This is a genomic window from Ferviditalea candida, from assembly GCF_035282765.1.
GTDB classification, from domain to species: Bacteria; Bacillota; Bacilli; order Paenibacillales; family KCTC-25726; genus Ferviditalea; species Ferviditalea candida.
Window position 1 is genome coordinate 1 of the sequence record NZ_JAYJLD010000008.1, and the last position, 20,030, is coordinate 20,030.

General features: G+C 48.6%; 27 protein-coding genes and 2 riboswitches. Of the genes, 4 read left to right on the forward strand and 23 right to left on the reverse strand.

What is annotated here, in order from left to right; genetic code table 11:
- Positions 1 to 221, reverse strand: a 221-nt coding sequence (locus tag VF724_RS07080) for a hypothetical protein (protein ID WP_371753537.1), incomplete at its 3' end; no start/stop codon positions are given.
- An 89-nt stretch (positions 222 to 310) separates the two neighbouring features.
- On the opposite strand from VF724_RS07080, the gene VF724_RS07085 reads away from it, so the two are divergent.
- A complete protein-coding gene (locus VF724_RS07085) occupies positions 311 to 1,039 on the forward strand; it encodes a DUF421 domain-containing protein (protein ID WP_371753538.1) in 729 nt (242 codons plus the stop codon).
- A gap of 61 nt (positions 1,040 to 1,100) precedes the next feature.
- On the forward strand, positions 1,101 to 1,307 hold the full coding sequence (locus VF724_RS07090) for a DUF1657 domain-containing protein (protein ID WP_371753539.1): 207 nt from the start codon (positions 1,101 to 1,103) through the stop codon (positions 1,305 to 1,307).
- A 369-nt stretch (positions 1,308 to 1,676) separates the two neighbouring features.
- Here the strand turns inward: VF724_RS07090 and VF724_RS07095 are convergent, their stop codons facing one another.
- From VF724_RS07095 to crcB (VF724_RS07125), 7 genes are read right to left on the reverse strand one after another with little or no spacing between them, the layout of a single operon-like run.
- Positions 1,677 to 1,835: a TerC family protein gene (locus VF724_RS07095; protein ID WP_371753693.1), complete on the reverse strand. Its 159-nt coding sequence runs from the start codon at positions 1,833 to 1,835 to the stop codon at positions 1,677 to 1,679.
- 48 nt (positions 1,836 to 1,883) lie between these two features.
- Entirely contained in the window at positions 1,884 to 2,159 is a 276-nt protein-coding gene (locus VF724_RS07100; protein WP_442788058.1) for an ABC transporter permease, read from the reverse strand.
- A 35-nt stretch (positions 2,160 to 2,194) separates the two neighbouring features.
- Positions 2,195 to 2,446 (reverse strand): ABC transporter permease, encoded by a 252-nt coding sequence (locus VF724_RS07105; RefSeq protein WP_371753541.1) that lies wholly within the window; start codon positions 2,444 to 2,446, stop codon positions 2,195 to 2,197.
- 32 nt (positions 2,447 to 2,478) lie between these two features.
- The gene (locus tag VF724_RS07110; RefSeq protein ID WP_371753542.1) at positions 2,479 to 2,724 is read right to left on the reverse strand and encodes an ATP-binding cassette domain-containing protein; all 246 of its coding nucleotides are present in this window, start codon (positions 2,722 to 2,724) and stop codon (positions 2,479 to 2,481) included.
- Positions 2,725 to 2,765: 41 nt separating this feature from the next.
- Positions 2,766 to 3,416, reverse strand: a complete 651-nt coding sequence (locus VF724_RS07115; RefSeq protein ID WP_371753543.1) for a DUF190 domain-containing protein — start codon at positions 3,414 to 3,416, stop codon at positions 2,766 to 2,768.
- Positions 3,417 to 3,422: 6 nt separating this feature from the next.
- Complete coding sequence (gene crcB, locus VF724_RS07120) at positions 3,423 to 3,788, reverse strand: fluoride efflux transporter CrcB (RefSeq protein WP_371753544.1); 366 nt, start codon at positions 3,786 to 3,788, stop codon at positions 3,423 to 3,425.
- Positions 3,785 to 4,186 carry a fluoride efflux transporter CrcB gene (gene crcB, locus VF724_RS07125; RefSeq protein ID WP_371753545.1) on the reverse strand — a complete coding sequence of 134 codons (402 nt, stop codon included), beginning with the start codon at positions 4,184 to 4,186 and terminating at the stop codon, positions 3,785 to 3,787. The genes crcB (VF724_RS07120) and crcB (VF724_RS07125) overlap by 4 nt, the downstream gene beginning before the upstream one ends.
- Positions 4,187 to 4,361: 175 nt before the next feature.
- Positions 4,362 to 4,423, reverse strand: a riboswitch (Fluoride riboswitch).
- Positions 4,424 to 4,862: 439 nt separating this feature from the next.
- Positions 4,863 to 4,922, forward strand: a riboswitch (Fluoride riboswitch).
- A gap of 78 nt (positions 4,923 to 5,000) precedes the next feature.
- Here crcB (VF724_RS07125) and VF724_RS07130 point away from each other — a divergent pair.
- Positions 5,001 to 5,636 (forward strand): DUF190 domain-containing protein, encoded by a 636-nt coding sequence (locus VF724_RS07130; RefSeq protein ID WP_371753546.1) that lies wholly within the window; start codon positions 5,001 to 5,003, stop codon positions 5,634 to 5,636.
- Between the two features lie 17 nt (positions 5,637 to 5,653).
- Here the strand turns inward: VF724_RS07130 and spo0A are convergent, their stop codons facing one another.
- The 8 genes from spo0A to VF724_RS07170 form a co-directional block, all read right to left on the reverse strand.
- On the reverse strand, positions 5,654 to 6,454 hold the full coding sequence (spo0A, locus tag VF724_RS07135; RefSeq protein WP_371753547.1) for a sporulation transcription factor Spo0A: 801 nt from the start codon (positions 6,452 to 6,454) through the stop codon (positions 5,654 to 5,656).
- A gap of 326 nt (positions 6,455 to 6,780) precedes the next feature.
- Positions 6,781 to 8,109: a SpoIVB peptidase gene (spoIVB, locus tag VF724_RS07140; RefSeq protein WP_371753548.1), complete on the reverse strand. Its 1,329-nt coding sequence runs from the start codon at positions 8,107 to 8,109 to the stop codon at positions 6,781 to 6,783.
- 145 nt (positions 8,110 to 8,254) lie between these two features.
- Positions 8,255 to 9,976 carry a DNA repair protein RecN gene (gene recN / locus VF724_RS07145; protein WP_371753549.1) on the reverse strand — a complete coding sequence of 574 codons (1,722 nt, stop codon included), beginning with the start codon at positions 9,974 to 9,976 and terminating at the stop codon, positions 8,255 to 8,257.
- A 36-nt stretch (positions 9,977 to 10,012) separates the two neighbouring features.
- Positions 10,013 to 10,462, reverse strand: a complete 450-nt coding sequence (gene ahrC / locus VF724_RS07150) for a transcriptional regulator AhrC/ArgR (protein ID WP_371753550.1) — start codon at positions 10,460 to 10,462, stop codon at positions 10,013 to 10,015.
- 28 nt (positions 10,463 to 10,490) lie between these two features.
- Positions 10,491 to 10,970 carry a hypothetical protein gene (locus VF724_RS07155; RefSeq protein WP_371753551.1) on the reverse strand — a complete coding sequence of 160 codons (480 nt, stop codon included), beginning with the start codon at positions 10,968 to 10,970 and terminating at the stop codon, positions 10,491 to 10,493.
- Between the two features lie 94 nt (positions 10,971 to 11,064).
- Positions 11,065 to 11,883 carry a TlyA family RNA methyltransferase gene (locus VF724_RS07160; RefSeq protein WP_371753552.1) on the reverse strand — a complete coding sequence of 273 codons (819 nt, stop codon included), beginning with the start codon at positions 11,881 to 11,883 and terminating at the stop codon, positions 11,065 to 11,067.
- Positions 11,884 to 11,910: 27 nt separating this feature from the next.
- A complete protein-coding gene (gene dxs / locus VF724_RS07165) occupies positions 11,911 to 13,770 on the reverse strand; it encodes a 1-deoxy-D-xylulose-5-phosphate synthase (RefSeq protein ID WP_371753694.1) in 1,860 nt (619 codons plus the stop codon).
- 13 nt (positions 13,771 to 13,783) lie between these two features.
- Entirely contained in the window at positions 13,784 to 14,416 is a 633-nt protein-coding gene (locus VF724_RS07170) for a CNNM metal transporter family protein (protein ID WP_371753553.1), read from the reverse strand.
- A 271-nt stretch (positions 14,417 to 14,687) separates the two neighbouring features.
- On the opposite strand from VF724_RS07170, the gene VF724_RS07175 reads away from it, so the two are divergent.
- A complete protein-coding gene (locus VF724_RS07175; RefSeq protein ID WP_371753554.1) occupies positions 14,688 to 14,843 on the forward strand; it encodes a hypothetical protein in 156 nt (51 codons plus the stop codon).
- Between the two features lie 305 nt (positions 14,844 to 15,148).
- Here VF724_RS07175 and VF724_RS07180 read toward each other — a convergent pair whose 3' ends face one another.
- From VF724_RS07180 to amaP, 7 genes are all read right to left on the reverse strand, one after another.
- Positions 15,149 to 16,054: a polyprenyl synthetase family protein gene (locus VF724_RS07180; protein WP_371753555.1), complete on the reverse strand. Its 906-nt coding sequence runs from the start codon at positions 16,052 to 16,054 to the stop codon at positions 15,149 to 15,151.
- Positions 16,051 to 16,305: an exodeoxyribonuclease VII small subunit gene (gene xseB, locus VF724_RS07185; RefSeq protein WP_371753556.1), complete on the reverse strand. Its 255-nt coding sequence runs from the start codon at positions 16,303 to 16,305 to the stop codon at positions 16,051 to 16,053. The genes VF724_RS07180 and xseB overlap by 4 nt, the downstream gene beginning before the upstream one ends.
- Complete coding sequence (gene xseA / locus VF724_RS07190; protein WP_371753557.1) at positions 16,289 to 17,656, reverse strand: exodeoxyribonuclease VII large subunit; 1,368 nt, start codon at positions 17,654 to 17,656, stop codon at positions 16,289 to 16,291. Before xseA ends, xseB begins: the two co-directional genes overlap by 17 nt.
- 59 nt (positions 17,657 to 17,715) lie before the next feature.
- Complete coding sequence (gene folD, locus VF724_RS07195) at positions 17,716 to 18,576, reverse strand: bifunctional methylenetetrahydrofolate dehydrogenase/methenyltetrahydrofolate cyclohydrolase FolD (protein ID WP_371753558.1); 861 nt, start codon at positions 18,574 to 18,576, stop codon at positions 17,716 to 17,718.
- A 43-nt stretch (positions 18,577 to 18,619) separates the two neighbouring features.
- Positions 18,620 to 19,093, reverse strand: a complete 474-nt coding sequence (gene nusB, locus VF724_RS07200; protein ID WP_371753559.1) for a transcription antitermination factor NusB — start codon at positions 19,091 to 19,093, stop codon at positions 18,620 to 18,622.
- Between the two features lie 120 nt (positions 19,094 to 19,213).
- Positions 19,214 to 19,453 carry a DUF2273 domain-containing protein gene (locus VF724_RS07205; protein ID WP_371753560.1) on the reverse strand — a complete coding sequence of 80 codons (240 nt, stop codon included), beginning with the start codon at positions 19,451 to 19,453 and terminating at the stop codon, positions 19,214 to 19,216.
- 12 nt (positions 19,454 to 19,465) lie between these two features.
- Positions 19,466 to 20,023, reverse strand: coding sequence for an alkaline shock response membrane anchor protein AmaP (gene amaP, locus VF724_RS07210; protein WP_371753561.1), 558 nt, complete (start codon positions 20,021 to 20,023; stop codon positions 19,466 to 19,468).
- Positions 20,024 to 20,030: the final 7 nt, after the last annotated feature.

Consider the following 20,030-nt stretch of genomic DNA (forward strand, 5'->3'; position numbering starts at 1 on the left):
AGCTGCTCTAATTGATCCCGGTCCTTTTTGGCGTAATTTGTATGGATCAAATTAAAATTGTCTTCGGCTTGCTTAATGGTTTCATATGCGGCGTCGATGGCATTCTTTTTAATGTACTCGTCTGTTTTTTTAATCTTCTCTGTCACCTCGTAAGGTCGTGGTTCGGTACAGCCGGCAACAAAGAGAATGAGCAAACAGAATAAAAAATACTTTTGCGGCATCGTAAAACCCCCATTTCTTTTTATTTCCCCTTCGCAAGGTTCAAATATTCCGGAACCGCTTGGGGAAACATGTGTCTGGAGGGATTTGCATGCATTTTTTATTTCAATATATCTGGACCCCGATTGCCGTCTTTTTGGTCGGATTCATCCTTTTAAGGCTTATGGGCAAAACAGCCGTAGCAACAATGACCAGTTTTGATTTGCTTGTTGTTTTGGTGCTTGGGACAGCCATTACAGAGCCGATCGTGACCAAAAGGCTTGGAATCGCATCTTATTACTCTGTGGCTATCGCAATGATCTACCTCGCCTTCTCGCGTCTTTCCATCGCCAATCGTTTTAAGAAAATTTTACGATCAAGCCCCACTGTGCTGATCCGGAATGGAGATATCGATGAGCAAGGCCTTCGAAAATCAAGGATAACCGTCAATGAATTGCTTGGGGAACTCAGGGTAAACGGCTATCCAAATGTGCAAGATGTGGAAATGGCAACGATGGAGGAAACCGGCAAAATCAGCGTCATTCTCAAATCGGATGTTCGTCCGCTGCAACCGAAGGATTTATCGATGGCCGCCAGCCCAACCTTTATCCCGATTCCCTTAATCATCGATGGAGAAATCATTGAGCAAAATCTCCAATACTTGAACAAAGATAAGAAATGGCTGTATCAACAATTGCTGGCTTATAGCATCGACGAAGGAAATTTGAAAAAAGTCACTTTGGCCGCTTTCAATCAAAAAGGATTCATTGACGTGGACACAAACGACCCAACGGACCGCAATCAGGGACCGCATAATTATAGGCCCAACAGTCAGAACTGATTGCGCCGCAGAATGATAAACAACTCATTTGGAAAATCTAATAGTTGGAGGTGAGCTTAAATTGACAGTTGGAACGAAAATGCAGCAGACGATTGCTAGTGCGGAATCTGTAATGGCCAATTTAAAATCATTTGCCTTGGAAACTCAAGATCAAGCGGCCAAAACTCTATTTCAAAATCTCGCCCAATCCCAGCAAACGATCGTTGAAAATCTCAATGCCAGATTGCAATATATCCAGCAGCAAGAGCCTCAATATAAAAACCAATAAATTTGTAAAAAAACCTCATTCGAGGCCAATTCAATGATGAGCGACCGCTTTAGAGGTGGGTTTTTAAGCCAATAATTCTTGTGTGGTAAAAAAGACTCCTGTACAACGGGTTACGTTTGAAGGAGTCTTTTTATCGTTTATTAACAGTCGTATCGAACCGTCTATTGTCATGAAGCCATTTTTAAACATCCTTGCTTCTCTGCATAAAATATGTAACCAACCCATAAATGGCAACCGCAAGCGCGATGACTACCGACAACTTCTCAGGATGCCTTGATGGTGAAACAAATCGCTGCAAAAACGGATCTTGAATCATCGTCTGAACGGCCAAATGGGCGACAAAACCAGCCGCAAGGATTTGGATCCAAGCTATGCGGGAAAATACATCTGTGACCAAGGAAGGAGCGCCATCGGAAGCAAAATACTGAAAAACATGCCGGTAAAAATAACAAAAATATTGTTGGAAACAACCGCAATGCTCATGATATTATCAAAGCTAAGCGCAACATCCGTAATAATCAGGACCATAAAAAGAACTTTAAAATCACCGGTTGTACCACTGATTAATAGCAATTGCTATTGCTTCTTTGGAGATTCCGCCAAGACAAATTGTTGATATTCATTAAACAAACCGGGATAACTGATAAATCCCAATACAATGCTTGTCATGACTGCAGATGCAAGAAAAGAGAAGACAATCAACAATTGATATCTCACAGCCTGAATCGGATCTGTTCCCGCAATAATCAGTCCGGTCATCATACCCGGCAATTGCACCAAACCCATAGTTTTTGTGTTGTCAATGGTAGGAATCATGCTGGCGCGTACCGATTGTTTGACGTAGTGAAACACAGCTTGCTTCGGAGTTCCACCCAATGAAAGGATGGTCAGATTTCCTGTCTATGTGCCGAAGTTTCCGATTGCAAGCGATTAAGCAGCAACCCCGACACAACCATCGCATTCCCGACAATTCCACTTATTGGAATAATGTATTGTGGAGTGGGAGCCACAATTCGCAACCCAAGCAACAACCCTTGTGTGATCATTTCAGTTGCCAAGATTGCGATTAACACTCGAACCCAAGCATAGGGCAGCCATTTTCCACGTTTGCTTGCATTATGCGTAGCTACCCCGATCATAAGGGCTACCAGGCACTAAAATAAATATGGGATCATTTAAATGAAATACAGCTTGTTTTGACAAAAACCTCTCCCGAATCGAGGCTAATGAGCAGGTTGCATAAGGAAAGAAGCGTACTTTTCCCGGCTCCTGAAGGGCCGACAAGCGTGAGAATTGTGCCTGTTGGAACTTCTCCGGAAATATTCCGCAGTACTGTTGTGAAATTTGAACCGTTCCGAAATTTCTTCGTGACATCCGTAAATTGAATCGACGATTTCAAAGAAGTAACTGTATTCATAACTTGCAACCTTTCAGAAGATCAGTTTTTCTTGAATGGATTCAGCGATCAATCACGACTTGAACAGACACAGCAATCACCATGCCCTCCTTCACCCGTTCGCGCAATTCCGGGATTATCTCCTGAATGACTTCGGCCTTTCCCACTGACTCGATCACAATCGGCACTTGCGAGGAAAAAGAGAACAGGCTTTGTTTATGGATGACGTGGTCCCTTCCAAAACCTTCGATTCCTTTTGTAACCGTGGTCCAAATCAGATCGCGTTTTTGAAACATATCCAGAATTTCCTCATATAGAGCACGACTGAACCACGAAGACTTCTCTTTAATGTAAATTTTCAGCATCAGCGCCTCGTTATGTTTCACAGGCAATTCCTCCTCCATTAATGAATACGCGTTCATGATCGCCATTTCGCCATGCGGAATGATGGAACGAAGTTCCGGCAACACCGAATGGATTCGATCGGCCCGTTCCACCGTTTCAATGACGATGGGCAAATTGTTGAATTGAACATCCTCCAAAATAAAAGCGCGTATATCGTCCTTCTCTCCGATTCCTTCATCCGATCGAAAGACAGTAGCTCCGGAAAAACCGTGCTTCCAGAGCACTTGAACGACTTCCGCATACAGCGTCTTCCATTCGCTTTTTCCGCTTTCCAATTCACCAACGACAATTTGCAGCAGTTGATTCAAGATATCTCACCCCTGTATCATATGTCCAATCCAGTAACCGAAAGAAGCCAACATAATTCCTGCTATGTAACTGACCAGCAAATAGATGATCAACACCTTCCATTCCCTTTTTCTGCCGAGCTGAATGCTTTCCAATTTAAAGGTGGAAAAGGTCGTAAAAGCTCCCATATACCCCGTTCCCAAAAGCATAGAAACCGCTCCCCCTACATGTGATCCCGCAAGGATGCCCAATAAAAATGACCCGACAAGATTGACGATCAGTGTTCCAACGGGAAGAAACGAGGAAGGACGGCGACTGGCCCATAAACTGATTCCATATCGGGACATCGCTCCGAAAAAACCGCCAACGGCCACAAAAATACTGTCGATCACGAAGAAAATCTCCTTATCCTTTTATACATTTGAAGATTGGCTGCCTGAAACCCGCTCCAAGCCATCAGTAATCCGCCAAACAGGCTCAGCGTCATGTATAGCAGCGTATCAACCCATAACTGCTGATGGATTAGGGTTACAGTCTCTATGCTGAATGTGGAGAATGTCGTAAAGGAACCGATCAGGCCGGTACCGAAACCGACCCGAAACCAGGCTGGCACTCGTTCGGCACGGTTTACCCATGTCGTAAACCATCCCAGCACAAAACTGCCGATATAATTGATAAGTAAAGTTCCAAGCGGGAATGAATGCATCCACCATCCGTGAACGGCTATGCCAAGAAAGTACCTCAGCACGGCCCCAATCATGCCTGCCACTCCTACAGCGATAAAAAGCATTTATTGGAAAACCTCCTCGATTAGTTGATCGGGATCATATATCTATCCTTCAAGTATGCAGCTCCCATCCCAGGAAAATTCATTAGCCTGGCTGATGATTCCTTTCATTACTTTTCTCCCTCCCAATCTACCATGGAAACCCCGCAAAAAATGAACTCCTACCAGAACGCAAAAAGATCTGGTAGGAGTCATCAGCCTTTGAGGGCGGTTATGGCGAACTCCATCGCCTATGGAACGGTTCATTTAAGGATATTTTAACTTATTCAAAAATTGCCGTCAAATGAAAAGATTATGTCATGAAATAATTGCTTAATCAACTTCAGATAGATCATATTTTTGTGACTACCAAGTCAGAACCAAGATAACCTTCATATCCGCTTTTGCCCGTGTTCCCCTAGTGATAAGACCCATAGACTATGGTTGTTTTAAACAAATCATTTATTAGGAGGCAGATCTATTTGCAAATTTTCAATTATCCGTCAATGCCCGTGTACACCCGAGACCATGCCGCGTATGTGAGGAATATTTAAGGAATGCGGTTTTTCTAACAACCCTTTTGACATGGAGAATTCAAACGTGGCAAATATCGATTTCACCCAGAAAATTTTGGTCCAAACCCAAATAGTAAAAAGCGGTCATATCTTTCTCTGCCCCGAAGTATGATGAAGTAAACAAAAAAAAGAATGGCGATGGAGTTCGCCATAACCGCCGAAAGGCTGATGACTCCTACCGGATGCACTTGACCGGTAGGAGTCATTTTTTAGGATTTACTGATTCACTTGGAAAATTAGCAAGTTAAGGGGGAAGGCATGTCATGTTGCACTTGCTTCAAGTTATTGTTGGCGAATCTCAAACAAACCGTAAAAATAAACAGGTACAGCACCGAAACATTTCAAAAATACTTATGGAACAAGGATTCACGAATACGACAATGATGCGTTCTGAACTGGGAATTGGTGAACAGAACGATTTCCGATGCCAGATTTCTGAAACGGTACAATTTGACAATCTCCCCATAATTATCGAAACCACCGGCAGCGGGTTTCGCATTCAAAAAGTAATCCCTCGAATCAGCGAACAAATGGAAAGCGGGAATCTTTTCACTGTACCTGTTTACAATCTGTTCAAGGATTCATTGCCTGTAAAAAACACGGATTTCCTTTTGCTTAAAATCTTTTTATTTGAAAAAAAACATTGGTTCAAGCCTTCCTTGCATTACAAAGTTGTCAGGATCTTAGGCGATCACCGCTTAATTTGGACAAATGCCGTGCGGGGATTAAAAGGGCCTGCGAAGAAAAAAAGACGATTCTTTTCCTTTGATCCAACTCCAATCATCATTGAGTCTGTAGTCCCGGCTAAAATGATTAACGAACTTATTCCAAAATTGAAGGCGATCATTCAGGATGAAGTTGTGATCGCAATCCCCGTTCATGTCTTTTTTCGGCAGTAGGTTTATAGTTTATAATATCAGCCCACCGACACCCGGTTCTCGATTCTGAGCTTATCCGCCACCATCGCGATGAATTCGCTATTCGTGGGCTTGGATTTGCTGATGTTGACGGTGTAGCCGAACAGGTGCGAGATGCTGTCGATGTTGCCGCGCGTCCAAGCGACTTCAATCGCATGGCGTATGGCCCGTTCGACGCGGGAGGGCGTCGTTTTGTATTTTTCGGCAATCGCCGGATACAACGTCTTGGTGATCGCTCCCAGGATCTCGATATTGTTGTATACCATCGTGATCGCTTCGCGCAAATACTGATATCCTTTAATATGCGCGGGCACGCCGATTTCATGTATGATGCTCGTAATATTGGCGTCCAGGCTTTTGCCTTTGGCCATCGGAAGCACATTGGACCGGAGAACCGAGCTTCCGGACGCTGTCGGCGCATTGCCGGCCAACTGACGAATCCGATTGGCGAGCACCTCCATATCAAACGGTTTCAATATGTAATAGGAAGCTCCGAGCTGTACCGCTTTTTGCGTAATATTTTCCTGGCCGAACGCGGTCAGCATAATGATCTTGGGTTGTGTCGGCAAATTCATGTCCCGCAGCCGCTCGAGTACGCCGAGACCGTCCAAATGAGGCATGATGATATCGAGGATCAGAACATCCGGAACCTTGCTCTCCTCCTTGATATAGCGAAGGACCTCATTTCCGTTGTAGGCAACCCCGATAATTTCAAAATCTTCCTGATCGGATAAGTATTCGGACAATAAATTTGTAAATTCGCGATTATCATCCGCCAAGAGAACACCAATCTTCTGCAATTCATTTTCCTCCTATCGCTCCATGTAATTTATTTGCACAGCCCGATCTTTTCACTTATATTAATTCGACAGAATGAAATATTTTCCTTCTGTCGAAAATTATTTTTATACTTTTTTTTGTAAAATCCACCTAATTTTATATTTATCGTGCGGATTCAACTTTTTTCAACAAAATTCATGCTGCCTAAACAGATTCGGCCTGCCTGATGAAACGGAAATGCCGTCTCATCCTGGTGAACGAGACGGCGGAAGGAACCTTGGAATCTGTCCGACGGAATCTGTCCGACGGATTGATTTTCATGATCATATTCTCACGATGATTGCGTTCAGCTTGCCTGAAATTGCGGAATCTCCTCGGGTCTCAACAGGATGCCTGCATCCTTAAGCATCCATTCAATAAAGCATCCGTAGCCGGATGTCGTATCGTTGACGAACACGTGGGTTACGGCGCCGATCAATTTGCCGTTTTGAATGATCGGACTGCCGCTCATTCCTTGAACGATTCCTCCGGTTTTTTGCAGCAATCTGGGATCCGTGATGCGAATGACCATTCCTTTGGTGGCGGGATGCCGCTGAGCTGCAACATGCACGACTTCGATATCGAATTTTTCCACCTTTTGACCATCAATTACAGTCAATATTTGTGCAGGACCTTCTTTGACCTCTTCGGCAAAGGCAACCGGAATGGGTTGATTCCAGGTTGAATTCCCGGGGGATTCATAGATTTTACCGAATATGCCGAAATCCGAATTTTTCTCGATATTGCCGAGCAGTTTGTTTTCCTTGAAAAAATGGGCTCGTTTCTCGCCGGGCTCTCCGTTATGGCTCTTGGAAATAGACGTGACGCTCGAATTCATGATTTCCCCGCTGCCCAGAACAATCGGGGTTTGGGTATCCATATCCGTAATCACGTGTCCCAGTGCGCCGTAAACGCCGTAATCCGGCGAGTAAAACGTCAGTGTGCCTACTCCCGCCGCAGAATCTCGAATATACAATCCCATTCGATAAACCCTGTCATTCACATCAAACGCCGGAATAATTTCTTTTACATATTTTTGACCGTTCCGGATTACTTTCAGCTTGAGAAGTTTGTTGTTTTTGCCGGCTTCATTGACAATGGCCGAAACCTTTGCCACATCGTTGAGACGTTCACCGTTCATTTCTGTAATCAGATCGCCTAAACGGATATCCGCTTGTTCGCCGGGCGATATTTTTTTGTCGGCAACCGACACCATATGGTGTCCGACTACCAGAATGCCGGCCGATTTGATTTTGACCCCGATTGTTTGTCCGCCAGGGATGACCTTCAAATCGGGAACTACATCGACCTTCACGGTTTTCAAGGGAATTTTGCCGAACAGCTTCAACTGCATGTAAGTTTGGCCCGTATGCATCGATTGCAGAGCAATCGGCTGCTTGAGATCAACCTGAAGCGAATGTCCAGATCGTCCGTTCACTTGCACAATGCCCGGGTTCTGCACGGTAACCATCGCATTGACCGGCATGTCCAGATTCAGCTTTTTGACCTGGCCGGAAAATAAACGAAGCTCCTCCGGGAACGATGCAAAATATTGAAAAGGGGGAGAAAAACATAAGATACAAACGAAGAAAACGAGAATAAGTCCTATCGATTTCTTTCTGCGATTGGCCCGCAACGCACATCACGCTCCCTGTGCTTTCTTCGCATGACGAGAATCGTTATCGCCATTTGCGTACCTTTAAGTTAACCCCACCCTTTTTGTTTTATGAAAAAATCATTTTGCAATTGTCGATGATAATGGCATTCATGAAGGACGATGTTTAATCCGACTTTTTTTGGTTTGCCATTTCCAGCATTTCTTTCGCATGCTCCAGGGTTGTTTCGGTGATTTCCACTCCGCCGAGCATTCTCGCCAGCTCCCTGACCCTTTCCTGCCGGTCAAGGTTCTTGACCCGGGTATAGGTACGTTCACCGTCGGTTTTTTTTTGAATGAGGTAATGGGCGTCGGCCATGCAGGCAACCTGAGGCAAATGTGTAATGGAGAACACTTGGCAGCTCCCGGACAAATTCGATAATTTCTCGGCAATCGCCTGAGCCGCTCTGCCGCTGACTCCTGTATCCACTTCATCAAAAATCAGCACGGGAATTTGGTCCAAGCCTGCAAAAATCGTTTTCATGGCAAGCATGATGCGCGAAAGCTCCCCTCCGGAAGCAATTTTGTGCAGCGGACGCAACGGTTCTCCAGGATTGGCCGAAATCAGAAATTCCACATGATCCCAACCATGCTCGGTGAATTTTACGGATACGCCGTCGACTTCCCAGCCTCCGGAAATTTCCCTCCGCTCAATGTGAGCTTGAAAGCGGGTCCGCTCCATTTGCAGATCGCACAATTCCCGTTCGATTTGTAACGAAAGATTTTCCGCCGCTTCTTTTCTTAAGGCGGAGAGCGTTGAGGCGCGATCAATCAAAATCCGGAAATCCCTTTGGAGCGCATCCTCCAAATGCTTCAATCGTTCGTCCTTATGTTCGGTTAAATCCAGTTCCTTTTGAATGTGCGCGAAATGCTCCAAAATATCTTTGATCGTACTGCCGTATTTTCTTTTTAATGAAGAAACGGTGTCAAGCCTTCGCTCGATTTGCTCCAGCCGCTCAGGATTGAACTCAACTTCATCCTGCCGGTCGCGCAGTTGGAAAGCCGCATCCTCCAGTTGATAAAAAGCCGACTGGATCTGCTCCAGCATCGGCTGAAGCCGTCTGTCATATTTCGCGGCTTCCTCCATCCGGTTCATTGCTTTTCCGATCAAATCCAAGCCCATTCCGTTTCCGAACAAGGATTCATACGCTTTTGACACCGCTTCAAATAATTTCTCGGCATTTGCTAGCTTGCGCTTTTCCTCAGTTAATAATTCTTCTTCATCAATTTTCAATTCCGCTGCCGCTATTTCATCCGCCTGAAAACGGTATAGATCGATCATCCGCAGCGTCTGTTGAGAATTCTCAAGCAACCGGTTACGTTCCTTGAGTGTCTCGTCATACCGTTCAAATACTTCCCTGTAATCGGCCAGCGCTTGATTGAGATGTTCCCCGCCGAACAGATCCAGCCATTCAATATGCTGCTCAACCTTCAACAAAGACTGATGCTCATGCTGTCCGTGAATATTGACCAACCATTCTCCCGCTTCCCTCAGCATGGTCAAATTGACAAGCTGGCCGTTGATTCGGGAGCTGCTTTTGCCTTGCGAATTGATCTCCCTGCGAATAACGATCGGTTCATCACGGTCGGCATCAATGCCCAATTGTTCCATCGCCTCCCAAACGGGATGCTTGTCCTCCAATTGGAACATGGCTTCAATTTCCGCTTTTTCGCAACCGTAGCGAACCAAATCGGAAGATCCTCTGCTTCCCGCCACAAGGCTGAGGGCATCGATGATGATCGATTTTCCCGCCCCCGTTTCTCCGGTAAGCACATGAAAGCCGTTGGCAAACGTAAGCTGAACGTGTTCGATAACCGCCAGATTGCGGATTGACAATTCCACGAGCATGATTTGTGCACCTGCCTATTTCGAGTTATGCAACGCTTAGACCAATAATGAACGAATTTGCTCGATAACCTGCCGGCTCTGCGCTTCCGTTCTGCAAATCATGAGAATCGTATCGTCGCCGGCAATCGTCCCCATAATTTCCGTCCATCCAAGATTATCCAGCAAGCTTCCGATTGCATTCGCCGTTCCCGGCAAGCATTTCATGACGATTAAATTTCCCGAAAAATCAATTTGCACGAAATTATCAACCAGCGCCCGTTTCAATTTATTCAACGGATTGAATTTATGGTCGTTCGGCAGCGAATATTTGTAGCGTCCGTCATCAAGCGGAACCTTGATCAAATGCAGCTCCTTGATATCCCTGGATACCGTGGCCTGAGTGACGTTAAAGCCGGCACTGCGCAGCTCGTCAACCAATTCGTCCTGCGTCTCGATTTCGTTGTTCTTGATGATTTCGCGAATTTTGATGTGCCTTTTTCCCTTCATGTTTACCTCCTATGCGCAAACCGCCGAATCATGCTTCATTCTCCCGGGCTTCCAGATCCAAAACAATGCGGATTCTGCGGACTTTGCGTTCCTTTAAATCAACATACAGGACACCGGAGACTTCCTCGAACAGCAAAAAATACGGCAGCAGCTTGTCTCTGATTCCGCTGCCCGTCCACTGCACCGGCTGGCGATCCCGGGCAACCTTCACGACAAAAACTTCGTGTCCTTGCCTGGCAAAATAATCTATAAAATACCGGCTGCTGAATTCCTGCCGGTCCATTTCGACGTAAATCGGAATTTTGTACTTCCCGGAAATGACCTCATATCCGGCTTCCTTGAGCAATGCCGCAGCTTCCCCTTCAGGGGATACGGCCCATTCGGTCTCATCAGGAACGGGCAATTTGATTTTCATCGGCGTATGAAGCCATCGTGAAAAACGCTTCCACAACCATATCGCCAGCACGATCACAACCAGGATCAATACAAAAGCATCATTATTCCCCACCTGAACCACCCCGTATTATATATTCGAGGCGGCAGGTTTTTTTCCTTTTTCATACCAAAAAACCCATCCTGAGGAATGAGCTTCAGTTGACGCATTATTCTTTAAAATGTCCATGGGCTTCATCAACCACCGATTGAATCAGTTGATCCCGCGATTGTGCGGAGCAATCGGAATCGAGCGTCCAATAAGCCAAAAATTCAATATTGCCCTCTCCTCCGGTAATCGGCGAATAGGTCAGTCCGCGCAGAGCAAACTGCTGCTCCGACGCAAACGTGAGGATATCGTTCAGCACTTCCCTGTGCACATCCGGACTTCGGACCACACCCGATTTTCCCACCTTTTCACGCCCTGCCTCAAACTGCGGCTTGATCAAGGCGATTGTCGCCCCGGCATTTCCGAAAATGGCTTTCACAACGGGCAAAATCAGCTTGAGGGAAATGAACGATACGTCGATTGAGGCCAGATCCGGAACGGGACCCTGCAAATCTTCCTTTTGCACATAACGAAAGTTGGTGCGCTCCATCACGCGGACACGCGGATGATTACGCAAGGACCAGTCCAGTTGATTGTATCCCACATCAATGGCATAGACAAATGATGCCCCGTTCTGCAGGGCGCAGTCCGTAAAACCGCCTGTGGAAGCGCCGATATCCAGCATGACCTTGTCCGTCATATCAATATGGAAGGTTGTCAGCGCTTTTTCCAGTTTGAGTCCTCCCCGGCCGACATAGGGATGGGGTGCCCCTTTGACCGTGAGCGGCAGAGAACGGGAAATTCGGCTGCCCGCTTTTTCAATCCGTTCCTGCTCCACAAAAACAAGCCCGGCCATTACAGCGGCCTTGGCTTTCTCCCGGCTGTCGAAATATCCGCGCTCTACCAGCAGGATATCTACTCTTTCTTTACTGTCCGACATGGCGACTCCTTTGAATTCGGCTTTCGACTATGCTCGCTGCCGTTTTAACGGAACCATGGATTGCACCTGAGCAATTACCTTCTCCGCAGTCAATCCGACTTCCTGCAGCTGTTCCTTGATACTTCCGTGTTCAACAAAATAATCGGGCACGCCGATGATTTTCACATTCATGCCCTCAATGCCGCGGAGCGAATAAAATTCCAGCACCGCACTTCCGAAGCCGCCGAGCACGGAAGCTTCCTCCAGCGTGATCAGATTCATCCGCTTGTTGGACAGCTCGATCAGCATTTGCTCATCCAACGGCTTGATGAACCTGGCGTTGATCACCCGAATATATAGGTTCTCTTCCCTTTGCAAAAAGCTTGCCGCTTGCAAAGCCACCTGTACCATCGGTCCCACTGCCAGGATAGCTATCCCTTCAGGGGCGAGCACTCCCTCTTCCAGCACTTCCCACGTACCGATCGGGATCGGCTTCAGCTCCGAATCAAGCTTGACGCCCAGCCCCGGGAGACGCGGATAGCGGACACCGATCGGGCCGGCGTCGTAATCGACGGCCGTCTTCAGCATGTGGCGCAGCTCGTTCTCATCCTTCGGCATCATCAGAACCATGTTCGGGATGTGCCTGAGAAAGGCGATATCATAAACCCCATGATGGGTCTCTCCGTCAGGTCCGACAAAGCCCGCCCGGTCGATCGCAAATATCACGTTCAAATCCTGGCGGCAAATATCATGCACGATCTGATCGTAAGCCCGTTGCATGAATGTGGAATAAATCGCAAGAACCGGCTTCATGCCTTCTGCCGCAAGGGCGCCGCACATTGTCGCAGCATGCTGCTCGGCAATTCCGACATCAAACATTCGGCCTGGGAACGCCTTCGCAAACGGAAGCAAGCCCGAGCCGCCGGGCATGGCGGGGGTAACGGCAATGATTCGCTTGTCCTGTTTGGCCAGCTCGATCAGCGTCTCGCCGAAAATGTCGGTATACATCGGCGGGCCCTGTTTTTTGACGACCTGCCCGGATTCAATTTTGTAGGTGCCTACACCGTGCCAGGCATGCGAATCAGCCTCCGCATGCGGAAAGCCTTTGCCCTTTACGGTGACGACATGCACCAGCACCGGACCGCTGATTTTGTCCGCTTGCTTCAAGGTTTCAATCAGCAGATTCAGATTATGGCCGTCCACCGGGCCCGTATAGGTGTAGCCCAACTCCTCAAACAGCACGCCGGAAACGAGAAAATACTTGAGGCTGTCCTTCAGCTTTTCAACCGTTTTGGCCAGCGTTCCGCCGATCGCGGGAATTTTTTTGAGCAGATACTCGACTTCTTCCTTGGCTTTTTTGTAATGTTTATCGGAACGGATTCTGGACAAATAATTGTGCAGCGCTCCGACATTCGGAGCGATCGACATTTCGTTGTCATTCAAAATCACGAGCAAATCCTTTTTTTCGTGGCCGATATGGTTCAGCGCTTCCAAAGCCATTCCGCCGGTCATTGCGCCGTCGCCGATAATCGCAACCACCTTGTTCGTTTCCCCTCTGGCGTCTCTGGCTATCGCCATGCCCATCGCCGCAGAAAGGGATGTGCTGCTGTGCCCGGCCTCCCAGACGTCATGCTCGCTTTCCGATTTTTTAATAAAACCGCATAAGCCCTGATATTGTCTGAGCGTTCGGAACCGGTCTTTCCGTCCGGTCAGAATTTTATGTACATAGGACTGATGACCGACATCAAAAATCAACTTGTCCTTCGGACTGTCAAATATATAGTGAAGCGCCAGCGTAAGCTCCACAACCCCCAAATTCGGCGAGAGATGGCCCCCGGTGACGGACAGATTTTCAATCAGGAACTTTCTTATCTCCTCTGCCAAATCTTCCAGTTCGGGAATGCTCATGCACTTGATATCACTAGGTTGGTTGATTTGCTCGAGCACGTTTATTCCCCCGCTTTCCGTTATTAGATTTCTTCTTTACGGTATTAAATATGCGAATTCCGAACCGATGCTCCAGAAAATAAAAAAATTTCCCGATAATCAGTACGATTTGCGTCGCATTGCGGATGGCCAACGATTTACCCAACGCCTTTCCCCCAACCGTCAAAGCCGAAACCAACGCGCTGAACACAACGCTGACCGTAGTATATAACGCGGATTGTTCCGCATTCAAAGATGTCAAAAGCTTCAGAACGACCATGGCGCTTGCCGCGCCGCTGATAATTCCGGAAACGTCACCGACGACATCATTGCAAAAGTTGGAAAATCGATCGGCATTTCGTACGATACCAATGGCCTGCTTGGCCCCTTTGACCTTCTCCGAGGCCATGGCATGGAACGGCGTCTCGTTCGCCGCTGCCGAGGCCAAACCCATCATGTCGAAGACGATTCCGATCATGACCAGTCCGAGCACGATCAGCATGCCCATTCCCCATGCCACCCCCTCCAAAATTATCGTGGAAGAGACGGAGAAAACAGCGGCGAGAACAAAAGTTACCGCTGATATAAAAATACTCCATTTCATGGAGTGTCGAAAGGAATATTTCATTAAGAAACGTTCTCCTATCTTTAAAGAGGAGTGGTGACTTTTTAAGTAAACGCTGTGGCTTAGGTCCAGTAGGTTTTCCCAGTCAAACACCCCGACGTCGCCGAAGAGGCGGTTTCCCTTTACGCTTGACTTGATGCCGTCGCCGGACATCAGACTAGATTACCACTTAGTCCACACTATAATCCTTAAAAAGCCTCATACAAGAACAGTCTAGGAGTTTTCCCCTACAGTCCTGAACCGTTTCCTTAGCCTCTTTTGCAGGCCGGATTTCATGCAGCATCCGGAATTTATTTTTTTGGCCGAAAAAATAAATTCCTACCATCCGCAATCCCTCTTGGCCCACTCAAGGCAGGCTACGCTGCACCGCAAGCCGATTCGTGTAAAAGCTGCTTGGCTCGCATTTGCAGGTTCATACCCCAAGCCGTAACCCTGCACACAAAGGTGCATACCGCCACGCACTTGGGCCTCCGCGGAAGCAGGGTCAACGCCCACATGCCATTGTGGATCGCCCTACAACCTTAACTCCCAGCATCAGCCCCCGACTGGGCGTCGAAAGCCAACACAAGGAACTTCATCGATGTGCCCTTTGGCGAATTTTTAGGCCCGCCTTCAGAAAGGTGGACTGACTAGAATACTGCACCACTCATGTCCCTTTGCACTTATTATACCATATAAATAAAATTATGCTCAATGAAAATGAAGTGGCAGCCCAGCCAAATGGTTGAAGCGGGTTCAATATTCGCGCCCCATCAAATAATCGGCCAGCCTGAGCAGCCGTTCCGGATTCGGAAAGTTCCCGTCCTGGATCGCCTGCTTGCCTTTTGCGGTCAATTCGGCCACCTTGTCCCGGCTTGCCTCCAGACCGATAAAATACGGAAAAGTTACCTTGTTGGCTTGTCCGTCGGCATTTGTTTTCTTGCCGAGCTTCGCCTCATCTCCGACAATATCCAGAATATCGTCCTGGATTTGGAAGGCAAGGCCGATATTCCTCCCGAACTGCTGCAGCGCCTCCAGCTGCTCGTCGGAGGCTAGAGCGGCATGGCCGCCGATCCTCAAAGAGCAGACGATCAAATCGCCGGTCTTGTGCAAATGGATATATTCCAGCTCCTTGAGGGTAGTGACTCCCTGCTCCCCCAGGATGTCAGCCGCCTGGCCGCCGACCATGCCGGCAATTCCCGCGAACGCCGCCAGCTCTTCAATGATGCTGAGCATCCGTTCCGCCGGAATGCCCTGCTTGCGGTAGGACTGCAGCGCCGTGTGGAAAGCATGGGTCAGCAGACCGTCTCCGGCAAGAATCGCCATCGCTTCCCCGAACACTTTGTGATTCGTCGGTTTGCCCCGGCGAAAATCGTCATTGTCCATGGCCGGAAGATCATCGTGAATCAGGGAGTAGGTATGGATCATCTCTACCGCGCAGGCTGCGGGCATTGCCGCTTCCACCGATCCCCCAAGCGCCTCGACGGCCGCCAGGACAAGAATGGGCCTCATCCGTTTGCCGCCCGCCTCCAGCGAATACCGCATGGATTCCTTCAATTTCGGCGGGATATTCCAATCAAGGGGAATGATTCTGCGAAGCTCCCGCTCAATTGTTTCGGACTGCCGCTTGATATACTGCTCGATCGTCAGCGAATCGTTCAATCCGAATCCCCCTTGTCCTCAATCGTGATGCCGAAGGGTTTTTTTACCAATTCACCGTCTTCTTCAAGCAAAATTTCTATTTTTTTCTCAAATTGATCCAGCTTGCGGCTGCAAAATTGGGACAGCCTCATCCCTTCCTGAAACCATTCGATCGCCTGCTCCAACGGAACATCGCCCGCTTCCAGCCGGCTGACGATTTGCTCCAATTGTTCGATCGCTTCCTCAAAGCTTAGATTATTCTTCTCTTCCATGAATATTACCCTCTCCTTTCAACGAACGCACTTCGCATTCCGCACGGCCGTCCGCCAGTCTTACCGTAAGCATGTCCCCCGTTTCAACCTGTCCAATCGACTTTACGAGCGCTTCCGCTTTGTAAACCAGTCCGTATCCCCTTTGCATGACCTTCAGCGGACTCAGCGCATCCAGCTGCCGGATCCGCGACAGAAGCTGCTGCTTCCGTTCTTTTTGGACATTCTCCACCGTTTGGGAAAACATATGCCTGGCTGCCCTCAGCCGCCTGCGCTCCGAACGGAGCCGCTCCCTTGGATTAAACGACGTCAATTTGTGTTCCGCCTGCGCTGCCAGTTGAACAGCGGCATGGAGCTTTCCGCGGATTTTGTATGTCAGCTGCTCGCGCAGACGATCCACTCTTTGCGCCGGCTGCATCAGGTACTTGCGAGGCTGCACGAACACCTGGGAACGCTGAAGCCGGGTCATTCGTTCGCGTTTGGTTTGAAACTGCATCATCGTTCCCAAATACAGCCTGCGGGACAGGCTTGAAAGCTGCTGACCCAGCTCGATGTGATGGGGAACGGCCAGCTCCGCAGCGGCCGTCGGTGTGGCTGCCCGCAGATCGGCGACAAAATCGGCGATTGTATAATCGGTCTCATGCCCAACCGCCGAAATAACCGGAATTTCCGACGCGAAAAGGCTGCGGGCCACACTTTCTTCGTTGAAAGCCCAGAGCTCCTCCAAGGACCCTCCGCCCCTTCCGACAATCAGGACGTCGGCTTCCTTCAATCTGTTCATCGTTTCGATCGCCCGAACGATCGAAGATGCCGCTTGCTCTCCCTGCACCAGTACCGGAAACAGCAGGATCGAAACGGACGGCAGCCTGCGCTGCAGAGTGGTCATGATATCCCTGACGGCGGCGCCAGTCGGAGACGTAATCACGCCGATCACCTTCGGAAACGGCGGAATCGGCTTTTTGAGATGAGGGGAAAACAAACCTTCCCGTTCAAGCTTTTGCTTCAACTGTTCAAAAGCAAGATACAGGCTGCCGATTCCGTCCGGCTGCATTTGCGTGACATACAGTTGATACTGCCCATCACGCTCAAAGACAGATAAACTGCCTCTCGCCAGCACCTTGCTTCCGTTCTTCGGGAGAAACGGGAGACGCTGGTTGTGGGAAGCGAACATCACGCATTTGATGCGGCTGTCCTCATCCTTCAGCGTGAAATACATGTGCCCGCTGGAATGATGGGTGAAGTTGGAGAGTTCTCCGCGAATCCATACATCGACAAGAATCGGGTCCAATTCCATTTTCATTTTGATATAACGCGTCAATTCTTTGACCGTCAGAATGCGTTTGGCATTCTGCATGAGCATCACCATCTTTAAATTTCATACGGGGACATGCGAACCCATACCTCGAGCGGGTGTCAATGCTTGACGGAAGCGAATTTCCTGGCGGATTCCAGGGTATTGCTCAACAGCATGGCGATCGTCATCGGTCCGACCCCGCCGGGAACCGGCGTAATATGACCGGCTATTTCCTTCACTTCGTCGAAATCCACATCGCCGGCCAGTGTTCCGTCCTCCAACCGGTTCACGCCGACATCGATAACGACCGCGCCCGGTTTGACATGCCGGGCGCCGATCATCTTGGCCTTGCCGACGGCCACGACAAGAATATCCGCCTGGCGGGTGATGTCCTCCATATTGGCCGTCCTTGAATGACAAATCGTTACGGTCGCATTCTCCCGCAGAAGCAGCAGCGAGACAGGCTTGCCTACGATATTGCTGCGGCCCACGACAACAGCGTGCCGGCCGGCGATGGCAATGCCCGTCCGCTTAATAAGTTCTATCACGCCGGCCGGGGTACAGGGAAGGTAACCTTCTCCCCCGATCAGCAAATTTCCGACGTTCACCGGATGAAAACCGTCCACGTCCTTTTCAACCGATATGGCATCGATCACCGCTTTTTCGGAAATGTGTCCCGGAAGCGGAAGCTGAACCAAAATCCCATGCACGCGCTCATTTCGGTTCAATTCGCCGATCAGCCGCAAAAGCTCCTGTTCCGAAGCGGTCTCCGGCAGGCGGATGACCTCGGAGGCCATGCCGAGCTTTTCGCATTCTCTGGCCTTGTTGCGCACATAGACCTGTGAGGCGGGATCCTCCCCGACCAATATGACGGTAAGGCCCGGCACAACTCCGTCCCGTGCAAGAATCGCGATTTCCTCCTTGAGCCGCTCCTTGATCAGAGCCGCCGTTTCTTTTCCGTTAATCGTTTGCGCTGTCATTGCCGAATCCTCCACTTTATTGATTTTGACTGTAAGGCGAGCCCTAATTGCTGCTCTTGCTTTTGATCTGATCCAAATCCTTGATCAGCCTTCCCAGAACACCGTTCACGAACTTTCCCGATTCCTTCGTGCCGAAGCGCTTGGCAATTTCAATAGCCTCGTTAATTACGACTTTCGGGGGAACGTCATCCCGATAAACCATTTCGTAAACGGCGAGCCGCAGAATTTGCCTGTCCACGCGAGACAGACGGTCCACCTGCCAGCCCGTCAAAAATCCTTTCAACAAGCCGTCTATGGCCTCTCGATGAGCGGAAGCGCCGGCCACCAATTCCATAATATATTCTTCAGCAGCGGCAGTGCTCCCAAGTTCGGCATTGCTCACGTCGGACAAATTGTATTCATCTCCCAAGCGGGCTTCTTCGAGCGACACCGAGACGGCTTCCGCCGCGCTCGCATTGTTCATTTCCATTTGGTACAAGCTTTGTACGGCCATCTCTCTGGCCTGCCTTCGTCTCATTGCAACAGCCTCCTGTACGGTCAAGATCGATTGTTTGCCGCAAAATCGATGGATAACTTTAGTATACGTCATGAAAGCGGATTTCCAAAACAAAACAATCCCCATGAAAGGTCACAGGGATCATCTGAACATTCTCCATCTTTCCGCCAAATCAAGAAACCGCTGATACAGCCCGTTTATTGGAGGAAAAACCGGTTCGCGGCGATCCACCTTGCTGCCTATGTAATAACCGGCATAAACGATAAAGGCAAAGACCAGCATATTCCAGAACCCGAAAAACAAATAGATGACGCCGAGCAAAAATCCTGCGCCGATTCCGATCGTGGAGGCCCTGTACCGTTCCCACAGCTCGTTCCACACGGGTGATCACCCCTATTCCACTCTGCTCTTGAAGCTTGGCGAATGATTGATATTCGCTACGTAAACGGAAACCGAAGCAACGGGAATGCCGGTCACTTCTTCAACATGACCTTTGACGGAACGCTGGATCTCTTCAGTTAAATGCGGTATCGAAATTTCTCCGTCGACAATCGTCCGGATCAAAATTTCCAAGCCTGCATCATTCACAGTGACTCTTGCTTTCAGGTCTTTAACCCCTCTAACGCGTGAAGTGGATTTCAAGGACAGATTTTCAATCGTTTCCAAAGAAATGCGGATATCTCCGAAATCTGTCCGCTGATCAATCGATGAAACGTCAGGGCCCGCTTTGCGAACAGAAACATACAGAAAGCGGATGCTGATCAACAGGAACAGGATCGATAAGGCGATGAATGTGCTTCTGGCAATCATGTCGCGATAAAAGCTGTCCAGCACAGTTTCCACGTTCGGCAGCTTAATCCATTGAAAGCTGAGTGCCAATAGGCCGATCGATAGGATGCCGATAACCAAACTGCATAAGAACAGCAGGATTCTATCCAAAATTTTAATCACATTGCCT